This is a genomic window from Alcaligenes sp. DN25, from assembly GCF_023674485.1.
In the GTDB taxonomy this organism is placed as follows: domain Bacteria; phylum Pseudomonadota; class Gammaproteobacteria; order Burkholderiales; family Burkholderiaceae_B; genus Alcaligenes; species Alcaligenes phenolicus.
In genome coordinates this window covers 2,089,867-2,108,370 of the sequence record NZ_CP098408.1, presented here as the reverse complement: position 1 = coordinate 2,108,370, position 18,504 = coordinate 2,089,867, and the positions used below count along the sequence as shown (strand labels likewise).

The window sequence follows — 18,504 nt, the reverse complement described above, 5'->3', positions numbered from 1 at the left end:
TCAGCCCCGTTCCGGAGCCGGGTCCGCATCATCATCGCGGCCGCCCCGGTCATTGATCTCGTCCTGATACTGAGCCATGAAGGAGTTCAGCGTCTCACGCATCAAGGCCGGGCCACGGCGCTGGCTCATCATGGACACACCTTGCATGATCATGTTCATCAGAACCACACGCTGTTCGGTACGACGCTCCAGCTTCACCGCCACGGGCTTGAAGACCAGATTGGACAGCAGCACGCCGTAGAACGTCGTCATCAAGGCCAGAGCCATTTGCTGACCAATAGACGTAATGTCACCATCGCCCAGCAAAAACATCAGGTTGACCAAGCCAATCAGCGTGCCGACCATACCGAAGGCCGGTGCAAAGCTGGCCATCAAACGGAACAATTGCGCTTCTGCATGTTCACGAGCACGCAAACGGCTGATACGCCATTGCAAAAGGTCTTCAATATCTTCCTGGGGTGCCCGATCAATCACCAGCTGAACGCCGGTTTTCAGAAAAGGGTTGGCCACTTTTTCCAGCGCCTCTTCCACCGCGCGAATATCCCCCATCATCCACAGGCGGGAGATATTGATCAGCTCGTCCATATCCTGCTGGGTATACAGGCGTTCATTGCGCAGCACAGTGCCGATCAGACCAAAAATACGGACAACTTCGCTTAAGGGATAACTGATGAACGTCGCGGCCAAGGTACCTACCAGCACCACGGCCAGACTGGGCAGGTCCACAAACAAGGCGGGATTTTCTGCCGTAAAAAACAAGATCACGGCAAACAGCAGCACGCTGGCTACGATGCCGATCAGAGTAGAGGGGTTCATGCACAAGTCCTGGTTATGGCCCGATGGGCATCAGGACTACATATCGGCAGTACGGCAGGTTTCTTTAGGCCTGGACTTTGAGGTGGATCAAGTACAAGAGTAATTAAATCGTTTATTGGGAGACCGCCTCATTTCAGGCTAGCGCTGGTAATTCACCCGTATCGAGGCCTGCACACGCACAGGCTCTGTGCTACCCGCCCAGCTCCACACCTCATGCACCAGCACAAAGCCAAGACGCGCATCCTGACCGGCAAAGGCCCTGGTACTTAATACCGAACCATTCATGTCCACACAGGAGCCGCCTTGCAAGCACAAACGGCTTTTCAGAATGGCGCGCCCATTGTGGTGATAACTGACTTCCACCTTGCCTATGCTTGAAGCCTGTGCTCGCACCGCCTCTGCAGGCAGGAAGCTTTGCTGGGTGCTGGGCGAGCTGGTGGTGATGGCATTGCTAAGCTGTTCCCCGTCCCAGGCCAAGGAGGCAGCATGACTGGCCAGCGGTAATGAAACCAGGACGATAGAAAGCAGGAATCGATTTAAAAAACTGTTTATAAAAACAGGTTTTTTATTATTTTGGACTTTCAGAAAAAGCATAAGCTGTGTTTTTATACAGATAAAAATAAGTTTCTTAATGATACCGCGCAGACATCTTAATTTTTTTTTAACTTTGAGCCGTAAGATACTAATATAAAGAGGATTTTTTCTGGTAGCATAAGCGCATAAATTCTCTCCGCCCTTCTGTTTCTCGCCTACCGGGAACTGAAAAATGCCTCAGACCAGAACAAATAAATTCATTCGACGTGCGCTATGTGTTTTATTTTTAGCGCCTTTTTCGATTTCGTCCTTTGCGCAGACACTGGCGCTGGCCGAGCCATCCACACTGGATGAAGCCACAGCCGCCATCAGCTACAACGTGCCGCATCTGGTTTTCGAGAAAAACCTGCAGCCTATCAGCTATAGCGAGAACGATAGCCGCCGCGCGCTTAATGCCCTTAAACACGACGCCCTGATCCAGCACGCGGCCCTGCGTTCGGAAATTGCCTTTGTGCAGGATCTGGAATCGTCTACTGTGCTGTACCAGAAAAACAGCGACGCCGTTCGTCCCATTGCCTCCATCTCCAAGCTGATGACAGCCCTGGTCGTAGCTGAATCCGGCCTGCCCATGGATGAAATGCTGGAGATCATCGACGAAGATGTGGACCGCGTCAAATATTCCAGCTCGCGTCTTAGCGTTGGCTCCAAACTGAGCCGTGCCGACATGATGCACCTGGCGCTGATGTCGTCGGAAAACCGGGCTGCCCACGCATTGGGGCGCAGCTATCCTGGTGGCTTGTCTGCTTTTGTGCGCGCCATGAATGACAAGGCACGTGCCTTGGGTATGCGCAATACGCGTTTTGTAGAGCCTACCGGCTTGTCCAGCGACAACGTATCCAGCCCGCGTGATCTGGTCAAGTTGCTGACGGCCACCAGCCAGCATGCCCGTATCCAGCAATACACCACGAATGATCAATACTCCGTGCAGCCTATACGTGGTCGCCAACTGGTGTTCAACAATACCAATCGTTTGGTGAAAAACGCCAATTGGGATATTCAGGTCTCCAAAACCGGCTTCATCAACGAAGCGGGCGAATGCCTGGTAATGCTGACCAAGATCGAAGATCGTGAAGTGGCTATTGTGCTGCTGAACTCCTCGGGTCGTTACTCGCGTATTGGTGACGCCGTACGTATTCGCGATCTGGTTGAAAAATCCAACGGCCTGGCCATGCTGTAAGACGCCCTTCGTGCCCCAGCTAAAGCTGCTTGAAGACTTTGTAACCCTGGCTCGTGCGGGCAGTTTTGTTCGGGCAGCAGAGCAACGCCACGTCACACACCCAGCATTTGGACGTCGCATTCGGGCCTTGGAAGCATGGGTGGGAACACCCTTGGTGGAGCGCAGCAGCCTGCCCATCACGCTAACGCCGGAAGGACAGGTGTTTTACAACACGGCTAATCAAGTGCTGGAACAACTGAACCGCGTTCGTCGGCAATTGCAGGCCTCGGATCAAGCCGGACAAGGCAGCTTGCGCATTGCTACCGGCCGTAGCCTGGCACGCACCTTGGTCACGGATTGGGTCAGCCGTCTGCAAAAAGGCAGCCACGCCCCTTTGTCGGCCCATGTGCCTATCGACATCAGCACCGGCATGATGGCCGACATGGCCAAGCTGCTGGCCCAAGGCAAAACCGACTTTCTGTGCTGTTATGAACACCCGGCCTTGTCAATTGAACTGCTGGCCGAGCAAGTGACGTATATGACCATCGCCACTGACAAATTGGTGCCTACCTGTCAGCGCCGCAAGAACGGCACACCTTTATATGAACTCAATGCCGATAGCGGACGCAGCATTCCTTTGATTTCATATTCAGGCGGCTTGGCCATGGCCCGCATTCTGGGTGACAAGCTGCACCACTTTCCCTATCCCCTGGTCAGCACGGTGCGTTGCGATTCTCTGGATACGGCAATGGGCTCGGTATTGAAAGGCATGGGCGTAGCCTGGTTACCCCTGTCCATGATTGCCAATGAATGTCGTCGCGGCACGCTGGTGCAATTGGGCGGCAAAGGCGACGAGATTGCCTTTGAAGTTCGGCTGTATCGCTCCCGAGCCCCGCTCTCGGATCTGGCAGAGTCCGTCTGGGCCTTCACCCAGCAGGGGCGATAAACGCACAAGCAACCGAAAAAGCACGTCCATGTGCCGCAACAGCACATCGCAAGTAGCCGCAACAGACACAATACCCTTTCATAACTAAGGATAAACAGGCCCGCAGCGCGCACACCGGCCGCTGCTTGGAAACCTATCTATTGAACGGGGAGCACATCATGTCTTTTTCTTTTCCCAAGCGCAGCTTGGTCCTTGGCATTCTGGGCGCCTGTAGCCTCTTGCAAGCCTCAATCAGCCACGCCGACACCTACCCCTCACGCAGCCTGACTCTGGTCGTGGGTTATCCCGCCGGAGGCAGCGTGGATCTGACTGCCCGCCTGTTAGCTGAAGAGCTGAGCAGCCGTTTGGGCCAAAGCGTCGTCGTGGAAAACGCAGGCGGTGCCGGTGGCACCATTGGTGCTCAACGCGTACAACGTGCAGCCGCCGACGGCTATACCCTGCTGCTGGGTTCTACCAACGAGATGATCATCGCCGGCATGATCAACAAAGCCGTGCGCTACGACGGGCAAAAAGACTTCACGCCTATTGGCATGATTGCCTCCCAGCCCTTGTTGCTGGCAGCCTCCAAAGAGTCCGGTATTCGCTCCGCGGCAGACTATGCGCAAAAGCTGCGGGCGGCCAAACCGGAAGCCTTCAGCTTTGGTTCCTCCGGCGTAGGTACTACCTTGCACCTAGCCGGTGAAATGGTGAACGCCTCGACCGGTACCACCGCCATGCACGTGCCCTACCGTGGCGTCCCACCCCTGGTTTCGGATTTGATGAGTGGTCAACTGGATACGGCTTACCTTGTGCTGTCCTCGGGCCTGTCGCAAGCTCGCGCAGGCGCCATCGTGCCTTTGGGCATTACCGAAACCCATGCCTCTCCTGCTGCCCCGGAGATCCCGCCGCTGGCCGATACACCCGGCTTTGAAAAGGTCGACATCAACGTCTGGTTTGGTTTGTATGGCCCCAAGGATTTGCCTGAATCCGTCACCAGCACCTTGCGTCAGGCTCTGGACAGCAGCCTGCAATCGGCCAACTTGCAAGAGAAAATGCAATCCAATGGAGCCACGCTTTACGCACCCGGCATGAACGCGGCAGAGTTCCAGGCCAAAGAGGTCGACAAATATGCTCGTCTGGTCGAACTGGCCAAGCTGCAAGCCGAATAAAACACATGCGCCCCGGCTAGCTGCTGGGGCGCTGGAGTCTTTCCATGCAATTTTCTCTTTCCTTGCCTGACATTCAAGAAGAGCGTCAGGGCAATACCGGTGTCCCTGGACTCTGGTGCCTGGACTCGGGCGAAGCGGGCCGTACCGTAATGATCAGCGCCCTGATTCATGGTAACGAACTTTGTGGGGCCTGGGCCTTGAAAGCCGTGTTGGCCAGTGGCCTGAAGCCCCGTCGTGGCAAGCTGATTCTGGCCTTTTGCAATCTGGACGCCTTTGATCGCTTTGATCCTGAGCAGCACGATGCCAGCCGCTACGTGGACGAAGACATGAACCGCGTCTGGAGCGATCAGAAGCTGGCTCAAACACAGACACAAGAACAGCGTCGCGCACGAGCCATTTTGCCTTGGCTGGAACAAGCCGACTGGTTGCTGGATCTGCACTCCATGCATGAACCCAGCGCCCCCTTGTTATTGACTGGCACCTTGGCACGCAATATCGAGCTGGCTCGTACTCTGGGCGCTCCCGAGCATGTGATTGTGGATAGCGGCCATCAAGACGGCGTACGCATGCGCGATTACGGTCGATTCTCGGACCCTGAAGCACATGAAGCGCGCTCCTTATTATTGGAATGCGGCTTTCATGGCGATCCTGATACACCGGCAATCGCACTGGACCTGATTGCCCGCTTTCTGCTCGCCTCCGAGATTGTGGAAAAAGAGGATTTGCCCTCGGACTGGCGTCGAGCGTCTCCCGATACGCAACGCGTTCTGCAAGTCACCCATGCGATTGTCGCCCCTTCCATGCAAGTCAGTTTCGATCAGAACTGGCAAGGCCTGGAAACCTTGGCCGATGCCGGCACAGCGATCGGCCAAGCTGATGGTCAAGCTTTGCTGACGCCCTACGATAACTGCACCTTGGTCATGCCTTCGCTGCGCCAGCTACGTCCGGGTGTCACCGTCGTGCGTCTGGCACAAAACTACGACGCCCTTTCATAGATCGCTTAAATCTGACGTTCAAGCCCTGAATGCCAAGCCTAAAGAGGCATTCTCAATACCGAGAAAAAAAGCGGAACTTGGCGGTACTTTGGCTACCAAAGCCTGCATAGCCATCCTACAATCGGCACATGTGCATCGCTTATATCGCCGTCGGAGTTAATGCGGATTGGCCGCTGATTATTGCTGCCAATCGCGACGAATATCATGCTCGCCCCAGCCAAGCGGCTCAACCTTGGCGGGACGAGCCCGATATTCTGGCGGGTCGGGACCTGCAAGCCGGGGGCACCTGGCTGGGCCTGACACAAAGCCGTGGACGTCTAGCCTTGCTGACCAATTACCGCGAAGCCCCCAGCAACAAAAACAGCAAGCAACGCTCACGCGGCGAGCTGATCCCCCAGTTTCTAAGAGACGAGCGCAGTCCCGCCGACTATCTGGAACAACTCGCCCAGGAAGGAGCCGATTACGCAGGCTTCAATCTTTTTGTGCTGGAATGGCCGGACAAGCAACAGCCTTTACGCATGGGCTATTACAGCAACCGTCATCCCAGTGGCAGCCCGCACATGCTGGAACCAGGCGTACATGTTCTGAGCAATGCCTGGCTTAATACTCCTTGGCCCAAAAGCCTGTTCCTGAAAGAAACCCTGCAGGCACAGCATTTTGATGGCTCGCCACCAGCGGTAGAAGGCTTGTTTCAGGGTTTACGCAATCAGGAAGTCGCAGCCGATGCCGACTTGCCCCAAACCGGCTTAAGTCTTGAGCACGAACGCTTGTTAAGCAGCCCGTTTATTGTCAGCCCCAATTACGGCACTCGCTGCACCACCGTCATCACTATTAATCAGCGCGGACATGGAATGCTGCGTGAACGCAGTTTCAATCCGCAGGCAGAACCGACCCGTCAGCATGACTGGCCTTTGTTATGGCCCAGCTTTCATCCTGACAGCCAGCCCCACCCCTCTCATAACAGCAACAGGGCCCCTGAGGGCCCGCTTAGCCACCTTACTTCAAGCAAGGAAACCTCATGAGTCCTCGTCTTTCATTGATCGGCATTGCCATGTCGCTGGCCTTATTGAGCAGCCCCATTGTGCACGCCCAGGAACTGCCCCCCAGCCAGTATTACGGTTCAACCGAATACATCAGCGGCGGCATAGGTAGTGATGAAGCCCAACTGTTTCGCATGGTGCGCAACACCTTTCCCTTGTCCGTGAACTTTTCAGCCAACCAGGGTGAGCGCGTCGGCTATATTTCCGATGTGCAGCTGGTTATCCGTAACAGCAACGACCAAACCGTGCTGAACAGCCTGATCGACGGCCCCTACTGCCTGATCCGTCTTGGCCCCGGCAATTACAAGGTATTTGCCACTTACCAGGGCCAGACCCAGGAGCGCCAGGCCACTATTGTTGAAGGCCAGCCCCGCGAACTGAACTTCACCTGGAAGTAGGATAGTTACGCTGATACGTATCCAGGCCCATAGCCTGGATTTGTTCTTCAATCAACTGCTCGAAGGGCCGGAGCAAAGGGCTGAAATCCCGCTCCGGCTCCATAATCTGCATCAGCCGGACAATTGCTTCCAGGGTCGACACAGCCTGCGGGTCGGGCGCTTTACGCAGTCTGTAGCGCGACGCCTGTCCTTCAGGCAATACCCAATACGGCAGGGCTTGCAAAACCGGATTGCTGTGCAAGATCAGGCGTGCCTTGCGCCAGGTGCCATCTGGCACCACGATCAGATCCGGCTTCTCCCCTGGGCCTGTTGAGCCCGCCACCTTGGCTTCTGGTCCCGGAAACAGCAAAACAGGACGATGCGCCTGTGCCAGCCGGGCCTCCAGCCCAGCAAACTGTTCTCCCACCCATAGCTCTGTCCCCTTCAAACCCAAATACGCCAAGCGCGCAGTATTAAGCGCATGCCGGACTTCGGAATGGTGCTGCAAAATCAGCACAGGACACGCTGCTTCTATCGAAGGGATCAAGGGACACAAGCAACGAGCCAAGGGCCGCTGACACTGTGCACAGCGGCCTGGTCGGGCAGAAGGGGAAGAATTCATGCGAGAGCGCCAAACAGAAGGCCACAGTATATAAAAGTTCTGCTTTGAAACAGATGCCTGGTTTGCTGGCAAACAGATTTACTGTATATTTATACAGCAATCAGGAGCATACCTATGGCAAGCGCACTTCGTTCCCTTTTAGATCTTCACCCTTCCCTTTGGACAGGCAAGCATTATGCACATGCCGCAGGCACTTGCCTGCCCAGCGGGTTTGCCGCCCTGGATGACGAACTGCCAGGAGGCGGCTGGCCTGTGGGCAGTCTGATCGAACTGCATGCACAGCAAGACAGCAGTGCCTTGTCCTTGTTGTTGCCAGCCTTGAATACGCTGCAGGCAGAGCGCTTGCGTGTTTTAGTCGCCCCGCCCTATCAACCCATGCAACAACTGTGGCGTGGTACTCCTGTTACGAACAAGCAAAACAGCTCATCAGAAAACGCCTTGCCCGCCCGCATGCTCTGGATACGCAGCCAGCACCTGAACGATACTTTGTGGGCCAGTGCCCAGGCCTTGCGTCACGGCCACTGTGCGGCTGTGCTGAGCTGGCTGCCTGCCCATGTGCCTTTAGCGGCCTTGCGTCAACTACAGCTATTAGCCAGCCATAGCGACAGCCTGTTTTTTTGTTTACGTCCGGCGCACAGTCAGACCAACAGCCCCGCCCTTTTGCGTCTTGAACTTCAGACTCGCCAAGACCAGCAGGGGCAGCCCTGGCTGGATGTTCATATCCGCAAACGACGGGGGCCTCCGTGCAAGGACAGCATTGCTTTGGCCCCTCACCACACCCTGATGCCGCCAGCGGCCATTCCGTCTCATGTACCTGTGCCTGCGACTGCCCCAGAGCCTGCTTACGCCTGAGGCCAGCCCAAAACAGCAGAACGGTATTCAAGCCGTTCTGCTGCGCTACAGCCCCCAGCTGGCACAGGTTCAAGCCGATTTATGGGTACTGAATATCAGTGCCAGCATCCGGCTGTTTGGTGGTTTGCGTCGTCTGTACCAACAGGTCCGGGCTGACTTGCAAGCCCTTATTCCCGAGCCCTGCCTGGCCCTGGCACCCACTGCCCGTGCGGCCTGCTTGCTGGCTTTGTCCGGACGCAAGCAGCGTCGTTGTGCACGACGTTTGCAGGCCTGTCTGAACCCGCTTCCCATCCACTTATTGGCTCCGCCTGCCGACCAGCTGCAATGGTTGCATAGTCTGGGCTGCCATACCCTGGGCCAGTTGCACCAACTCCCCCGCGATGGTCTATCCCAGCGCGGGCTGCGTGCCCTGCTGTTGCAGTTGGACCAAGCCTACGGCACACAAAGCTGGGCGCTGGAATGGGTGCATGCCGCCCCGCAATTTACAGACAAGCTGGAGATGGATACGCCATCCAATAACAAACCCACCGTCTTGCGGGCCGTAAATCGCCTATTGATCAAGCTGGAGGCCTGGTTGAATCAGTACCAGTTGGCTTGTGGACGTCTGGAACTAGTACTACGCACGGAAAGATACAAGGACTACCCCACGACCACCCGCCTGGAGTTGCAAATGGCCCGGTCCTGCTGGCGTAGCCAGGACTTTTTGCCCGTATGGCAAGAACAGTTCCAGCAACTGCAATTACAGGCGGCCGTACAGAGCATGGTGCTGCAGGCACAGCAACTACACCCGCGCCAAACTCATGCCAGCAGCCTGTTTCCCGATGCGCGTCATTGGCAAGAGCAGGATCAACAACTGTTGGAGCGCTTGCAGGTCAGGCTGGGGGCTGAACAGATTTTGACACCTGCCGCCCAAGCCAGCTATTTGCCTGAACAAGCAAATCAATGGCTCCCCTTGTCCCGCAGCCAGCCCCCCGATGCGAACCGTCCGTCTTTGCAACGTCCATGCTGGATGCTGGACCCGGCTCAGCCCTTACAACACGATCAGCAATCTCCGCTTCTGGATCAGCAGCGCTTGCGCCTGGTTCAAGGCCCGGAGCGGGTACAGACAGGCTGGTGGAGCGGCACCGGGCATCAGCAGCGGGACTACTTTATTGCCCTGTGTCCGCAGGGACGCTTGTATTGGGTTTATCGGGACTTGAGCCAGGAGCATGCCTGGTATCTGCACGGAGTCTTTGGATGAAACCCCATATAGACCTGCTGTATTCCGAACTGGACTGCCTGTCCAATTACAGCTTCTTGAATGGCGCGTCCCACCCCGAAGAGCTGATCAGCCGCGCTGCCGAATTGGGCTACAAGGCGCTGGCCTTATGCGATTACGCCTCCATGGCCGGTGTGGTGCGCGCTTATGCGCAGGCCAAGTTGCATCCGGAAATCCGCCTGTTGGTTGGAAGTCGGTTCCGCTTTACGGGGGTTTGGGACAATCAGCGCCCACAAGTCGCCAAGGCTGAGACAAGAACCTGCAACGGCACTCAGCCCCATGAGCTGCTGATTCTGCCGCGCAACAAGGAAGGCTACGGCAATCTCTGTCAATTCATCTCGCACCTGCACCAATCACTGGACTTGAAGCAGGAAGCCTCGATTGACTGGTCTTTTTTGCAACAAGCCCGCCAAGGTTCCCAACAACAGGTTCTGCCAGACTGTCTTGTCATCTACAAGCCGGCCTATGGCTTGGATAGCGAGCACATCCGTCTTCAAACACAGCATTTGCTGGACCTGTTTGCAGGCCGACTGTTTTTAGGCATCAGTCTGCATAGGCGCGATCAGGACATGCAGCATTTGCGCGCCGTCAGGCTGGCAGCGCAGGCATGTGGCTTGCGCTGTGCCGCGTTGGGTGGTGTCCATATGCACGTGCGCTCTCGCCAGCCTTTGCACGATACTTTGGCAGCCATACGCCTGAAAACACCTGTGCAAGAATGCGGCTGGTCCCTGGCCAGCAATGCAGAACATCACTTACGCAGTCGTTTCCAACTGGCCAATCTTTACCCGGTCGAACTGCGTGAGACCACCGATCACATCCAGGAGCTATGCCAGTTTTGTTTAAGTGAAATCAAGTACGAGTACCCGGTCGAGATTGTCCCGCCCGGTCTCAGTGGCATTGAGTATCTGCGACAGGAAACCGAGCGTGGCGCGCAAAAGCGCTACCCCAAAGGGATTAGCGACAGCTTGCGCACGCGCCTGGAAGAGGAACTCAGCCTGATTGCAGACCTTCAATACGAGTCCTACTTTCTGACTTTGCATGACATCGTCAGTTACGCGCGCAGTCAGGGGATTTTGTGCCAGGGCCGAGGCTCTGCCGCCAACTCGGCCGTGTGCTACTGCCTGGGCATTACTGAAGTTGATCCTGCCAGCAGCCATACCTTGTTTGCGCGCTTCATCAGCCGCGCACGGGCTGAACCGCCCGATATTGATGTGGACTTCGAGCACCAGCGTCGCGAAGAGGTGATTCAATACATTTACCGCAAATATGGCCGGCAACGAGCGGCCTTAACAGCGGTGATCACCACCTATAGACGCCGCAGCGCCTTGCGGGACACCGGCAAGGCGCTAAGCATTCCTTCCGCCTTGATCGAGGCCTTGATTCAATGCGACCGTGCCTGGCTTAAAGACAGCCACATTCAGGATGAAGTCCTGGCACGCTTTCCCGAATGCCCGCCAGAGCAAGCGCATCAATGGTTGTCCTTGACCCGCCAGCTGATGGGCTTTCCACGTCACCTGTCCCAGCACCCTGGCGGTTTTGTCATTTCACAAACACCCTTGCACAGGCTGGTGCCAATTCAAAACGCCGCCATGCCAGGGCGCAGTGTTGTGCAATGGGACAAGGATGATCTGGATGTGCTGGGTTTGCTGAAAGTCGATATTCTGGCCTTAGGTATGTTGAGCGCCTTGCGTCGCTGCCTGGACAGTATCAGCCAGCAAAAAGGCAAACCATTCCGCTTGCAGGACATCCCTTTGCAAAGCGCCAAAACCTTTCGGATGATACGGCGCGCTGACACCATAGGCGTGTTCCAGATCGAGTCCCGCGCCCAGATGAGCATGTTGCCGCGCCTGCGTCCCCAATGCTTTTACGACTTGGTGGTGCAAGTGGCCATTGTGCGCCCCGGCCCCATTCAAGGGGGCATGGTGCATCCTTATCTGGAACGCCGTCGCGACCACAGCAAAGTCGACTACCCCGCTCCCGAAATCCGCCATGTGCTGGAACGCACCCTGGGCGTGCCTATTTTTCAGGAGCAGGCCATGGAACTGGCCATGGAGGCGGCGGGTTTCTCGGCTGACAAAGCGGACGCCTTGCGGCGGGCCATGGCGGCCTGGCGTCGTCGTGGTGGTTTGGGCTCTTTTGAACAGGAGTTGCTGGATGGTATGGCTGCCAAAAAATATTCTCCAGAATTTGCCAAGCGCCTGTTCGATCAGATCAGCGGTTTTGGGGAATACGGTTTTCCGGAAAGTCACTCGGCCAGCTTCGCCAAACTGGCCTGGTTCAGCGCCTATCTGAAAGCACGTTACCCGGAGCACTTTCTGGCGGCCTTGCTGAACTCTCAACCCATGGGTTTTTACGGCCCCAGCCAATTGGTCCAGGATGCACGCCGTCACGGCGTTCAGGTCTTGCCTGTTGATGTGCAATACAGCCTGTATGACAGCCACGTGTGTTCCGAGCTTGGCGGCCCGCCTCAGGTACGTCTGGGCCTGCACATGGTCAAAGGCTTGAGCGAACAAGGCGCACAAGCCATCGTAAGTTACCGGCAAAGCCACCCGGAACGTACGCTGAATCTGGCCTGCTTGCGCCAGGAGCTGGCTCTGTCAGCCCACGATCAGCAAGCGCTGGCCCAGGCCCATGCTTTACGCAGTGCTTATAGCCAACGCCGCCACAGTGTTTGGGACGCCCGACGCCCCAGTCAGGCAGGATTGCTTAGTCATGCTGAAACGCCGGAGCACACCCCGAATTTGCCACGAGCCAGTGTGGGACTGGAAGTGTTAAGTGATTATCAGGCCGTGGGCTTGAGCCTGAATCGTCACCCCCTGTCCTTGCTACGCACACAGTTGTCCCCCTTGCGATTCTCCACCGCAGAACAACTCAACCAAGCTTGCCCGGATAGGCGGCTGGCACGAGCCTGCGGGCTGGTGACCACCCGCCAACGCCCCGGCACCGCCAAAGGCACCGTATTTGTAACGCTGGAAGATGAAACCGGCAGTGTCAATGTCATCGTGCGTGAAGAGTTGGCGCAGGCGCAATCTCAGGCCTTGCTTCAATCTCGCCTGCTGGGTGTCTATGGTGTCTGGCAACGGGATGGAAGCGTTTGCCATTTAATTGCCCGCCGTCTGGTATCCATGAATCACCTGATTGGTGATCTGGTCGCACGCAGCCGGGATTTTCAATAATCGGATTTTTCCCTACCCCCGCCCTGCGTTAAACTAGGGCTTTGCCCGTTCAACCAGGAACCACCATGAGTCAAACACTCAAAACCCGTTTAGCTGAAGATATCAAAACGGCGATGCGCGCTCGCGATAGCGGACGCCTGGAGACCTTGCGTTTTCTGCAAGCCGCGATCAAACAACGCGAAGTGGACGAACGTACCGAGCTGGGCGATGCTGAAGTAAGCAGCATCATTGAAAAACAAGTCAAGCAACGCCGCGAATCCATCCAGGCTTTTGAATCTGCTGGCCGTACCGAAAGCGCCGAGAAAGAAAAATCCGAATTGCTGATTCTGCAGGAATACCTGCCACAGCAAGCCGATAGCGCCGAAATTGATGCGACCATTGCCGATGCGATTACCCAGGCTCAGGCTGACGGCGCTCAAGGCCCCGCATTGATGGGCAAGGTCATGGGTCTGGTGAAAGCCAAACTGGCTGGCCGTGCCGATATGTCCCAGGTTTCCGCTCAAGTGAAGCAAAAGCTGAACCCATGAAGCATTTGCAGGCCGAACTGGCGCAGCCCAAACAGGACTTTTTCGGCACACATATCCCCCTGATGCAGCACCTGGGCCTGCAAACCGTTAGCAGCACCGAGCAGGAAGTGATTACTTTTCTGCCCTGGCAAGCCTGTAATGCCAACTCCCGTGCCGATGTGCACGGGGGCACCTTGATGGCGATTCTGGATTTCACCCTTAGCGCCGCCGCACGGGCACAACGTCCTGGCTCAGGGATGGCCACCATAGACATGAACTCGCAGTTTCTACTGCCTGCTCGTGGCGATGTCTGGTTCAAGGCCCAATGCCTGTATCTGGAAGGCGATACCGCTTACTGCGAAGGTGGCGGGTATGACGAGAAGGAACGCTTGCTGGTTAAAGCGGCAGCCACTTTTCGAGTGGTGCGCGGTAGCTGAACACCAGGTGCAATACACCTTGGAAAGTGGCACGCTGCCCCAAACTGCTACCGATCTACAATAAAGCCCATTAAAAAAGCCCGTATCAAACGGGCTTTTTTATTTCCACCTACTTAATCACAGGCAAGCTTAATGCGCCTGCAAATCCTCACCCACAGGCTGATCCCATTCCGGGTTGGATTTCAAAAATGGATAATCCGTATAGCCTTTAGGCCCCTGGGTGTAAAACGAATCCCGATCCCAGCCATTCAAGGGCGCACGCAACTGCAAACGCAAGGGCAAGTCCGGATTGGACAAAAAAGCCTTACCGAACGACACGGCGTCTGCCATGCCTTTGGATAAAGTGGTCTGTGCTGTCGGCAAATCGAAATGTTCGTTAGCGATAATCGCTCCACCAAACTGGCATTTGATCATGGGCAACAAGCTGTCCGAAGCCGGGCTTTCGCGCAGGAACAAAAAGGCAATATCACGGCGATCCAGTTCGCAAGCCACGTAAGAGAACAAACGGGCCGGATCGGAATCCTTCATGCCATGCAAGCCACCACGGGGGGACAAATGCACACCGACTCGGCCAGCGCCCCAAATGGCGACACAGGCGTCCACAATCTCCAACAGGAAACGAGCCCGGTTTTCAATCGAGCCACCGTAAGCATCCGTGCGGGTATTGGAGCCATCATGCAGGAACTGGTCGATCAGGTAGCCATTGGCACCGTGTATCTCCACCCCATCAAAGCCGGCGCTCAGCGCGTTTTGAGCGGCAACGGCAAAGTCGTCCACAATATCGGCAATTTCTTCACTGCGCAGGGCACGCGGCACCACAAAAGGACGTTCCGGGCTTAAATGACTGACCATGCCCTCACAGGCAATTGCGCTGGGCGCAACCGGCATTTGGCCATTCAGAAATTCCGGATCAGACACACGCCCCACATGCCACAATTGCAAGACAATACGGCCACCCTTGGCATGGACGGCTTCGGTAATCGTGCGCCACGCATCTACCTGTGCACTACTCCAGATGCCCGGCGTGTGGGCATAGCCCACACCTTGCGGCGATACCGAAGTGGCTTCGGCTACAATCAGCCCCGCGCTGGCCCGCTGGCAATAGTACATACGCATCAAATCATTGGGCATACGGCCCTCCGAGGCGCGTGCGCGTGTCATGGGCGCCATGATGATGCGGTTCATGAGTTCAATATCACCCAGTTTGATTGGATCAAACAAACTAACCATTGTTTTACACTGTCCACTATTGATGTTTCCGCCAGGGCTTGAACGACACGCGCCCAAGGGAATACCCGATAAGGGTTTTTACCAGATATGTCTTTATACCATCAACGCTTAATTTGGCTTGAAATTGTTTCAAGCATCAAACGGATCAAATAAGCTATGGCACAGTTCGCCGTCATAGGATTAGGCCGCTTCGGTTCGGCCTGCGCCCTGGAACTCATGAAAATGGGCCACTCCGTACTGGGAGTGGATACCAATCCGAAACTGGTCAACAAATATGCGGACCAATTAAACCGTGCCGTCATTGCCGATGTCACTGACCGCCAGGCTCTGGAAGAGCTGGGGCTGGACAATTATGACGTAGTTCTGGTTGCGATTGGAGCTGATATTGAATCCTGCCTCGTTTGCGTGGTTCACCTGAAAAGTTTTGGTGTCCCGACAATCTGGGCCAAAGCCATTTCCCATACCCAGCATTTGATTCTGGCCAAGATTGGTGTGAACCGGATTATTCACCCCGAAGAAGAAATGGGCATACGAGTCGCCCAAATGCTCAGCTACCCCATGGTCAACGATTACATTTCCCTGGGTAACGGCGATTATGTTGTGGAAGTCACCGCCAGCGACAATATGAACGGCCAGACCATCAAGGACATATTGCGCGAGCAAATGGCCGACGTGCAGGTCCTGCTGGTCAAACGTCGTGGCCAAACCACCATCCAGCCCGATGCTGATTTTGCCCTGCATGCCAAGGATCTGCTGATCCTGCTTGGACAACTGCAAGCACTTCGTACCGCCGCCCCCAAATTGGTCTGATGTATGCGCAATTGGCTGCCTAATAGTCTGACTCGCCGTCTTGAGGTCAATCCTCATACCCGCACCCTGAGCGCCAGCCCGCCACTGGTGCTGGCGCTGGGTTTTATGGCCCTGATTATTCTGGGCGCGATTTTGCTGAGCCTGCCACAAGCAGCTACGCCCCGGCTGGGGATTTTTCAGGCGCTGTTCATGGCTACCTCGGCCGTCACTGTCACGGGCCTGGCGGTCATTGATCCGGCAACAGACTTGACGCACTTTGGGCAAATTGTGCTGGCGCTGCTCGTGCAAATTGGCGGTATGGGCTTTGTGACCTTTGCCGTGATTGCGGCCATCACCATGCACAAACGCATCAGTGTCAACCAGCAGGCACTGGCACTGGAGGCTTTTAATCAAACCAGCGTGTCCCGCATCCGCAGTACAGCCTTTCAAGTGTTCAAGATTGCTGCCCTGATTGAGCTGATCGCCGCCGCCATTCTGTTTCTGCGATGGACCATTGATTTACCGTGGACCACAGCCCTTTATCGCGCCTTGTTCCATGCGGTCACGGCTTTCAATAATGCGGGCTTCTCGCTATTTCATGACTCCTTGATCCCCATTTCCGGGGATTTCGTGTCAGTCATGACTTTATCCGGCCTGATTATTTTGGGCGGGATTGGCTTTACCGTACTGGCCGACGTAGGCCAGAAAAAACGCTGGCAAACACTTTTGCCGTACACAAAGCTGATCCTGATCGGAACACTCATCCTGAACCTGATTGGTTTTTTCAGTCTCTGGGCGCTGGAATTCACGAATCCAAACACCTTGGGCATGCTGGGCCTGGGCGATCAGGCGCTGGCCGCCTGGATGCAGAATGCGGCCACCCGTACCGCGGGTTTTACCACCATGGACATTGCCAGCCTGCGCGACAGCACTCAGTTGACCCTGATTGTGCTGATGCTGATTGGTGGCGGCTCGCTCAGTACGGCCAGCGGTATCAAAATCGGCACCCTGATTGTCTTGCTGGCGGCGGTACGCTCCTACATCCGTCAACGCGAAGAAGTGGTCTTGATGGAACGCAGCGTGGCTCCAGAAACCGTACAAAAAGCCCTGGCCCTTTTCCTGATTACCGGCGCACTGTACTTCATCAGCGTCTTGCTGCTGACCTTGTTTGAGGACATGCCCATTACCAGCCTGCTGTTTGAAGCCGCGTCGGCCTTGAGTACCACCGGCATGAGTCACGGCATTACCCACAAGCTGTCCACGCCTAGCCAGATCCTGATCATGGTGCTGATGTTTGCAGGCCGACTCGGGCCTCTAACCTTGATTTACTCGCTGGCCACACGCAAACGCAGCCGTATTCGCTACCCGGAAGGCAACTTCCAAGTGGGCTAGACCTGTCGCTAAACCACAGATATACAAGAAGTTTTAAGAAAAACGACTATTGTCACCGAATTTTGGTATGGTTAATGGATGTAAACATCGAACAACTACTGATCAGGATGCAGGCTTATGGATCACAGGAAGATGGCTACTTTAACCAAGCGCGCTGGCACCGGGCTTAGCGCGCTTTGCCGGGAACTGACCAGCCGTGGGATTAGCTACCACCCGCTGGTCGAAATGTATCAAAGTCAAATGGCCGTTATTGGTTTGCTCAGTGACGAAGTTGTCGCCCTGCGCAAAGAGCTGGACGATCTAAAAAAAGTAGTTAAGAAAAACGGCTCATGAGCCGTTTATTTTTTTGCCTGCGATTAAGGCCCCCATTCCCCTGCCTACACCTCTTGAAGCGGCCCTGTTCACATCCATGACTGTCACCCTGCCCCGTTTTTGGCTGTGCGCCGCTTTAGCCTTGTGTTCTGCCACTGCCTACAGTCAAAACGATCGGGTTCTATCTACACAAAAGCAGCCAGGCTCCCTTCCCGGCATTGCGCCTATCCCGCCTGCGGCCCCCGTTCTGAACTACGGGACGACCTTGTTCACGCCCGACTATCAGGGTGTGCGCCTGCATACTTACCTGGATGAATGGCAGCGTCAGACTCAGCTGGACTCCGGGGAACTGGCAACTCCGGCGCGTCAGGACAATCTGTTTATCGTCTTGCACTACCGCTACACCAACACCAGCCCACGCCCACTGAGCCCGCAGATCCATCGGCCACGCCTGTTTCTGGTTGACCCTTCAGGCCAGAAAGTAGCGCCCAATCAGCGAGCGACACAGGACTATCGCTACGCTCATGATCTGGACACGGTTGGCCCTGACAAAATCAACCCCTTGGTGAGCGTTTCGGATGTCGCAGTCTTTGAGATCAGCCCAGCCTTGTTTGATGCCACTCGCTGGCACTTTATGATCCAGGAAGGCCAGGCTATCCGCATTCCTTTGACGGTTGTCCCTGAAAAACCGTCTAAAAACGCTGAATAAACATAATAGACGCCCCCTCCATACCAATAAATCATTAAACTCTGCGCTCAGACAGACCCGTCTTATAAACAGGCATGGAATAATACGGGGCCATATAAGCGAAATTAATCGACAAAGCTCTCAGCTCACATGCGGTGAGAGCAAGGAAA

At 55.6% G+C, this 18,504-nt stretch carries 19 protein-coding genes; 15 read left to right on the top strand and 4 right to left on the bottom strand.

Annotation, left to right across the window (positions count from 1 at the left end):
- Together NBV64_RS09875 and NBV64_RS09870 are read right to left on the bottom strand one after the other, a co-directional pair.
- Entirely contained in the window at positions 1 to 816 is an 816-nt protein-coding gene (locus tag NBV64_RS09875; RefSeq protein ID WP_009454185.1) for a motility protein A, read from the bottom strand.
- Between the two features lie 138 nt (positions 817 to 954).
- Positions 955 to 1,293 (bottom strand): flagellar protein FlhE, encoded by a 339-nt coding sequence (locus tag NBV64_RS09870; RefSeq protein WP_250755645.1) that lies wholly within the window; start codon positions 1,291 to 1,293, stop codon positions 955 to 957.
- Positions 1,294 to 1,582: 289 nt separating this feature from the next.
- Here NBV64_RS09870 and pbpG point away from each other — a divergent pair, with 289 nt between their 5' ends.
- From pbpG to NBV64_RS09840, 6 genes are all read left to right on the top strand, one after another.
- Complete coding sequence (gene pbpG / locus NBV64_RS09865) at positions 1,583 to 2,587, top strand: D-alanyl-D-alanine endopeptidase (RefSeq protein ID WP_009454188.1); 1,005 nt, start codon at positions 1,583 to 1,585, stop codon at positions 2,585 to 2,587.
- A gap of 10 nt (positions 2,588 to 2,597) precedes the next feature.
- Positions 2,598 to 3,512: a LysR family transcriptional regulator gene (locus tag NBV64_RS09860; RefSeq protein WP_250755643.1), complete on the top strand. Its 915-nt coding sequence runs from the start codon at positions 2,598 to 2,600 to the stop codon at positions 3,510 to 3,512.
- 158 nt (positions 3,513 to 3,670) lie between these two features.
- Positions 3,671 to 4,660, top strand: a complete 990-nt coding sequence (locus tag NBV64_RS09855) for a Bug family tripartite tricarboxylate transporter substrate binding protein (RefSeq protein ID WP_021446611.1) — start codon at positions 3,671 to 3,673, stop codon at positions 4,658 to 4,660.
- Positions 4,661 to 4,704: 44 nt separating this feature from the next.
- On the top strand, positions 4,705 to 5,655 hold the full coding sequence (locus tag NBV64_RS09850) for a M14 family metallopeptidase (protein WP_250755641.1): 951 nt from the start codon (positions 4,705 to 4,707) through the stop codon (positions 5,653 to 5,655).
- Between the two features lie 128 nt (positions 5,656 to 5,783).
- A complete protein-coding gene (locus tag NBV64_RS09845; RefSeq protein ID WP_060185028.1) occupies positions 5,784 to 6,677 on the top strand; it encodes an NRDE family protein in 894 nt (297 codons plus the stop codon).
- Positions 6,674 to 7,093 (top strand): carboxypeptidase-like regulatory domain-containing protein, encoded by a 420-nt coding sequence (locus tag NBV64_RS09840; protein ID WP_009454198.1) that lies wholly within the window; start codon positions 6,674 to 6,676, stop codon positions 7,091 to 7,093. Before NBV64_RS09845 ends, NBV64_RS09840 begins: the two co-directional genes overlap by 4 nt.
- Here the strand turns inward: NBV64_RS09840 and NBV64_RS09835 are convergent.
- Positions 7,080 to 7,694 (bottom strand): tRNA-uridine aminocarboxypropyltransferase, encoded by a 615-nt coding sequence (locus NBV64_RS09835; protein WP_250755639.1) that lies wholly within the window; start codon positions 7,692 to 7,694, stop codon positions 7,080 to 7,082. The genes NBV64_RS09840 and NBV64_RS09835 overlap by 14 nt on opposite strands.
- 114 nt (positions 7,695 to 7,808) lie before the next feature.
- Here NBV64_RS09835 and imuA point away from each other — a divergent pair, with 114 nt between their 5' ends.
- The 5 genes from imuA to NBV64_RS09810 all read left to right on the top strand — a co-directional run bounded on the left by imuA (position 7,809) and on the right by NBV64_RS09810 (position 13,923).
- Positions 7,809 to 8,546, top strand: coding sequence for a translesion DNA synthesis-associated protein ImuA (gene imuA / locus NBV64_RS09830; RefSeq protein ID WP_021446612.1), 738 nt, complete (start codon positions 7,809 to 7,811; stop codon positions 8,544 to 8,546).
- A complete protein-coding gene (locus NBV64_RS09825; protein ID WP_250755637.1) occupies positions 8,503 to 9,786 on the top strand; it encodes a Y-family DNA polymerase in 1,284 nt (427 codons plus the stop codon). The genes imuA and NBV64_RS09825 overlap by 44 nt, the downstream gene beginning before the upstream one ends.
- Positions 9,783 to 12,980 (top strand): error-prone DNA polymerase, encoded by a 3,198-nt coding sequence (locus tag NBV64_RS09820; RefSeq protein ID WP_250755630.1) that lies wholly within the window; start codon positions 9,783 to 9,785, stop codon positions 12,978 to 12,980. The genes NBV64_RS09825 and NBV64_RS09820 overlap by 4 nt, the downstream gene beginning before the upstream one ends.
- A 65-nt stretch (positions 12,981 to 13,045) precedes the next feature.
- Complete coding sequence (locus tag NBV64_RS09815; protein ID WP_009454206.1) at positions 13,046 to 13,507, top strand: GatB/YqeY domain-containing protein; 462 nt, start codon at positions 13,046 to 13,048, stop codon at positions 13,505 to 13,507.
- A complete protein-coding gene (locus NBV64_RS09810; protein ID WP_009454207.1) occupies positions 13,504 to 13,923 on the top strand; it encodes a PaaI family thioesterase in 420 nt (139 codons plus the stop codon). The genes NBV64_RS09815 and NBV64_RS09810 overlap by 4 nt, the downstream gene beginning before the upstream one ends.
- A 129-nt stretch (positions 13,924 to 14,052) precedes the next feature.
- Here the strand turns inward: NBV64_RS09810 and NBV64_RS09805 are convergent, their stop codons facing one another.
- Positions 14,053 to 15,153 carry an alkene reductase gene (locus tag NBV64_RS09805; RefSeq protein ID WP_009454209.1) on the bottom strand — a complete coding sequence of 367 codons (1,101 nt, stop codon included), beginning with the start codon at positions 15,151 to 15,153 and terminating at the stop codon, positions 14,053 to 14,055.
- A 156-nt stretch (positions 15,154 to 15,309) separates the two neighbouring features.
- On the opposite strand from NBV64_RS09805, the gene NBV64_RS09800 reads away from it, so the two are divergent.
- From NBV64_RS09800 to NBV64_RS09785, 4 genes are all read left to right on the top strand, one after another.
- The gene (locus NBV64_RS09800) at positions 15,310 to 15,963 is read left to right on the top strand and encodes a potassium channel family protein (RefSeq protein ID WP_009454211.1); all 654 of its coding nucleotides are present in this window, start codon (positions 15,310 to 15,312) and stop codon (positions 15,961 to 15,963) included.
- A gap of 3 nt (positions 15,964 to 15,966) precedes the next feature.
- A complete protein-coding gene (locus NBV64_RS09795; protein ID WP_250755629.1) occupies positions 15,967 to 17,334 on the top strand; it encodes a TrkH family potassium uptake protein in 1,368 nt (455 codons plus the stop codon).
- A 132-nt stretch (positions 17,335 to 17,466) separates the two neighbouring features.
- A complete protein-coding gene (locus NBV64_RS09790) occupies positions 17,467 to 17,667 on the top strand; it encodes a hypothetical protein (RefSeq protein WP_223254031.1) in 201 nt (66 codons plus the stop codon).
- A gap of 76 nt (positions 17,668 to 17,743) precedes the next feature.
- A complete protein-coding gene (locus tag NBV64_RS09785; RefSeq protein ID WP_128831586.1) occupies positions 17,744 to 18,355 on the top strand; it encodes a hypothetical protein in 612 nt (203 codons plus the stop codon).
- The last annotated feature ends 149 nt before the right edge of the window (positions 18,356 to 18,504 follow it).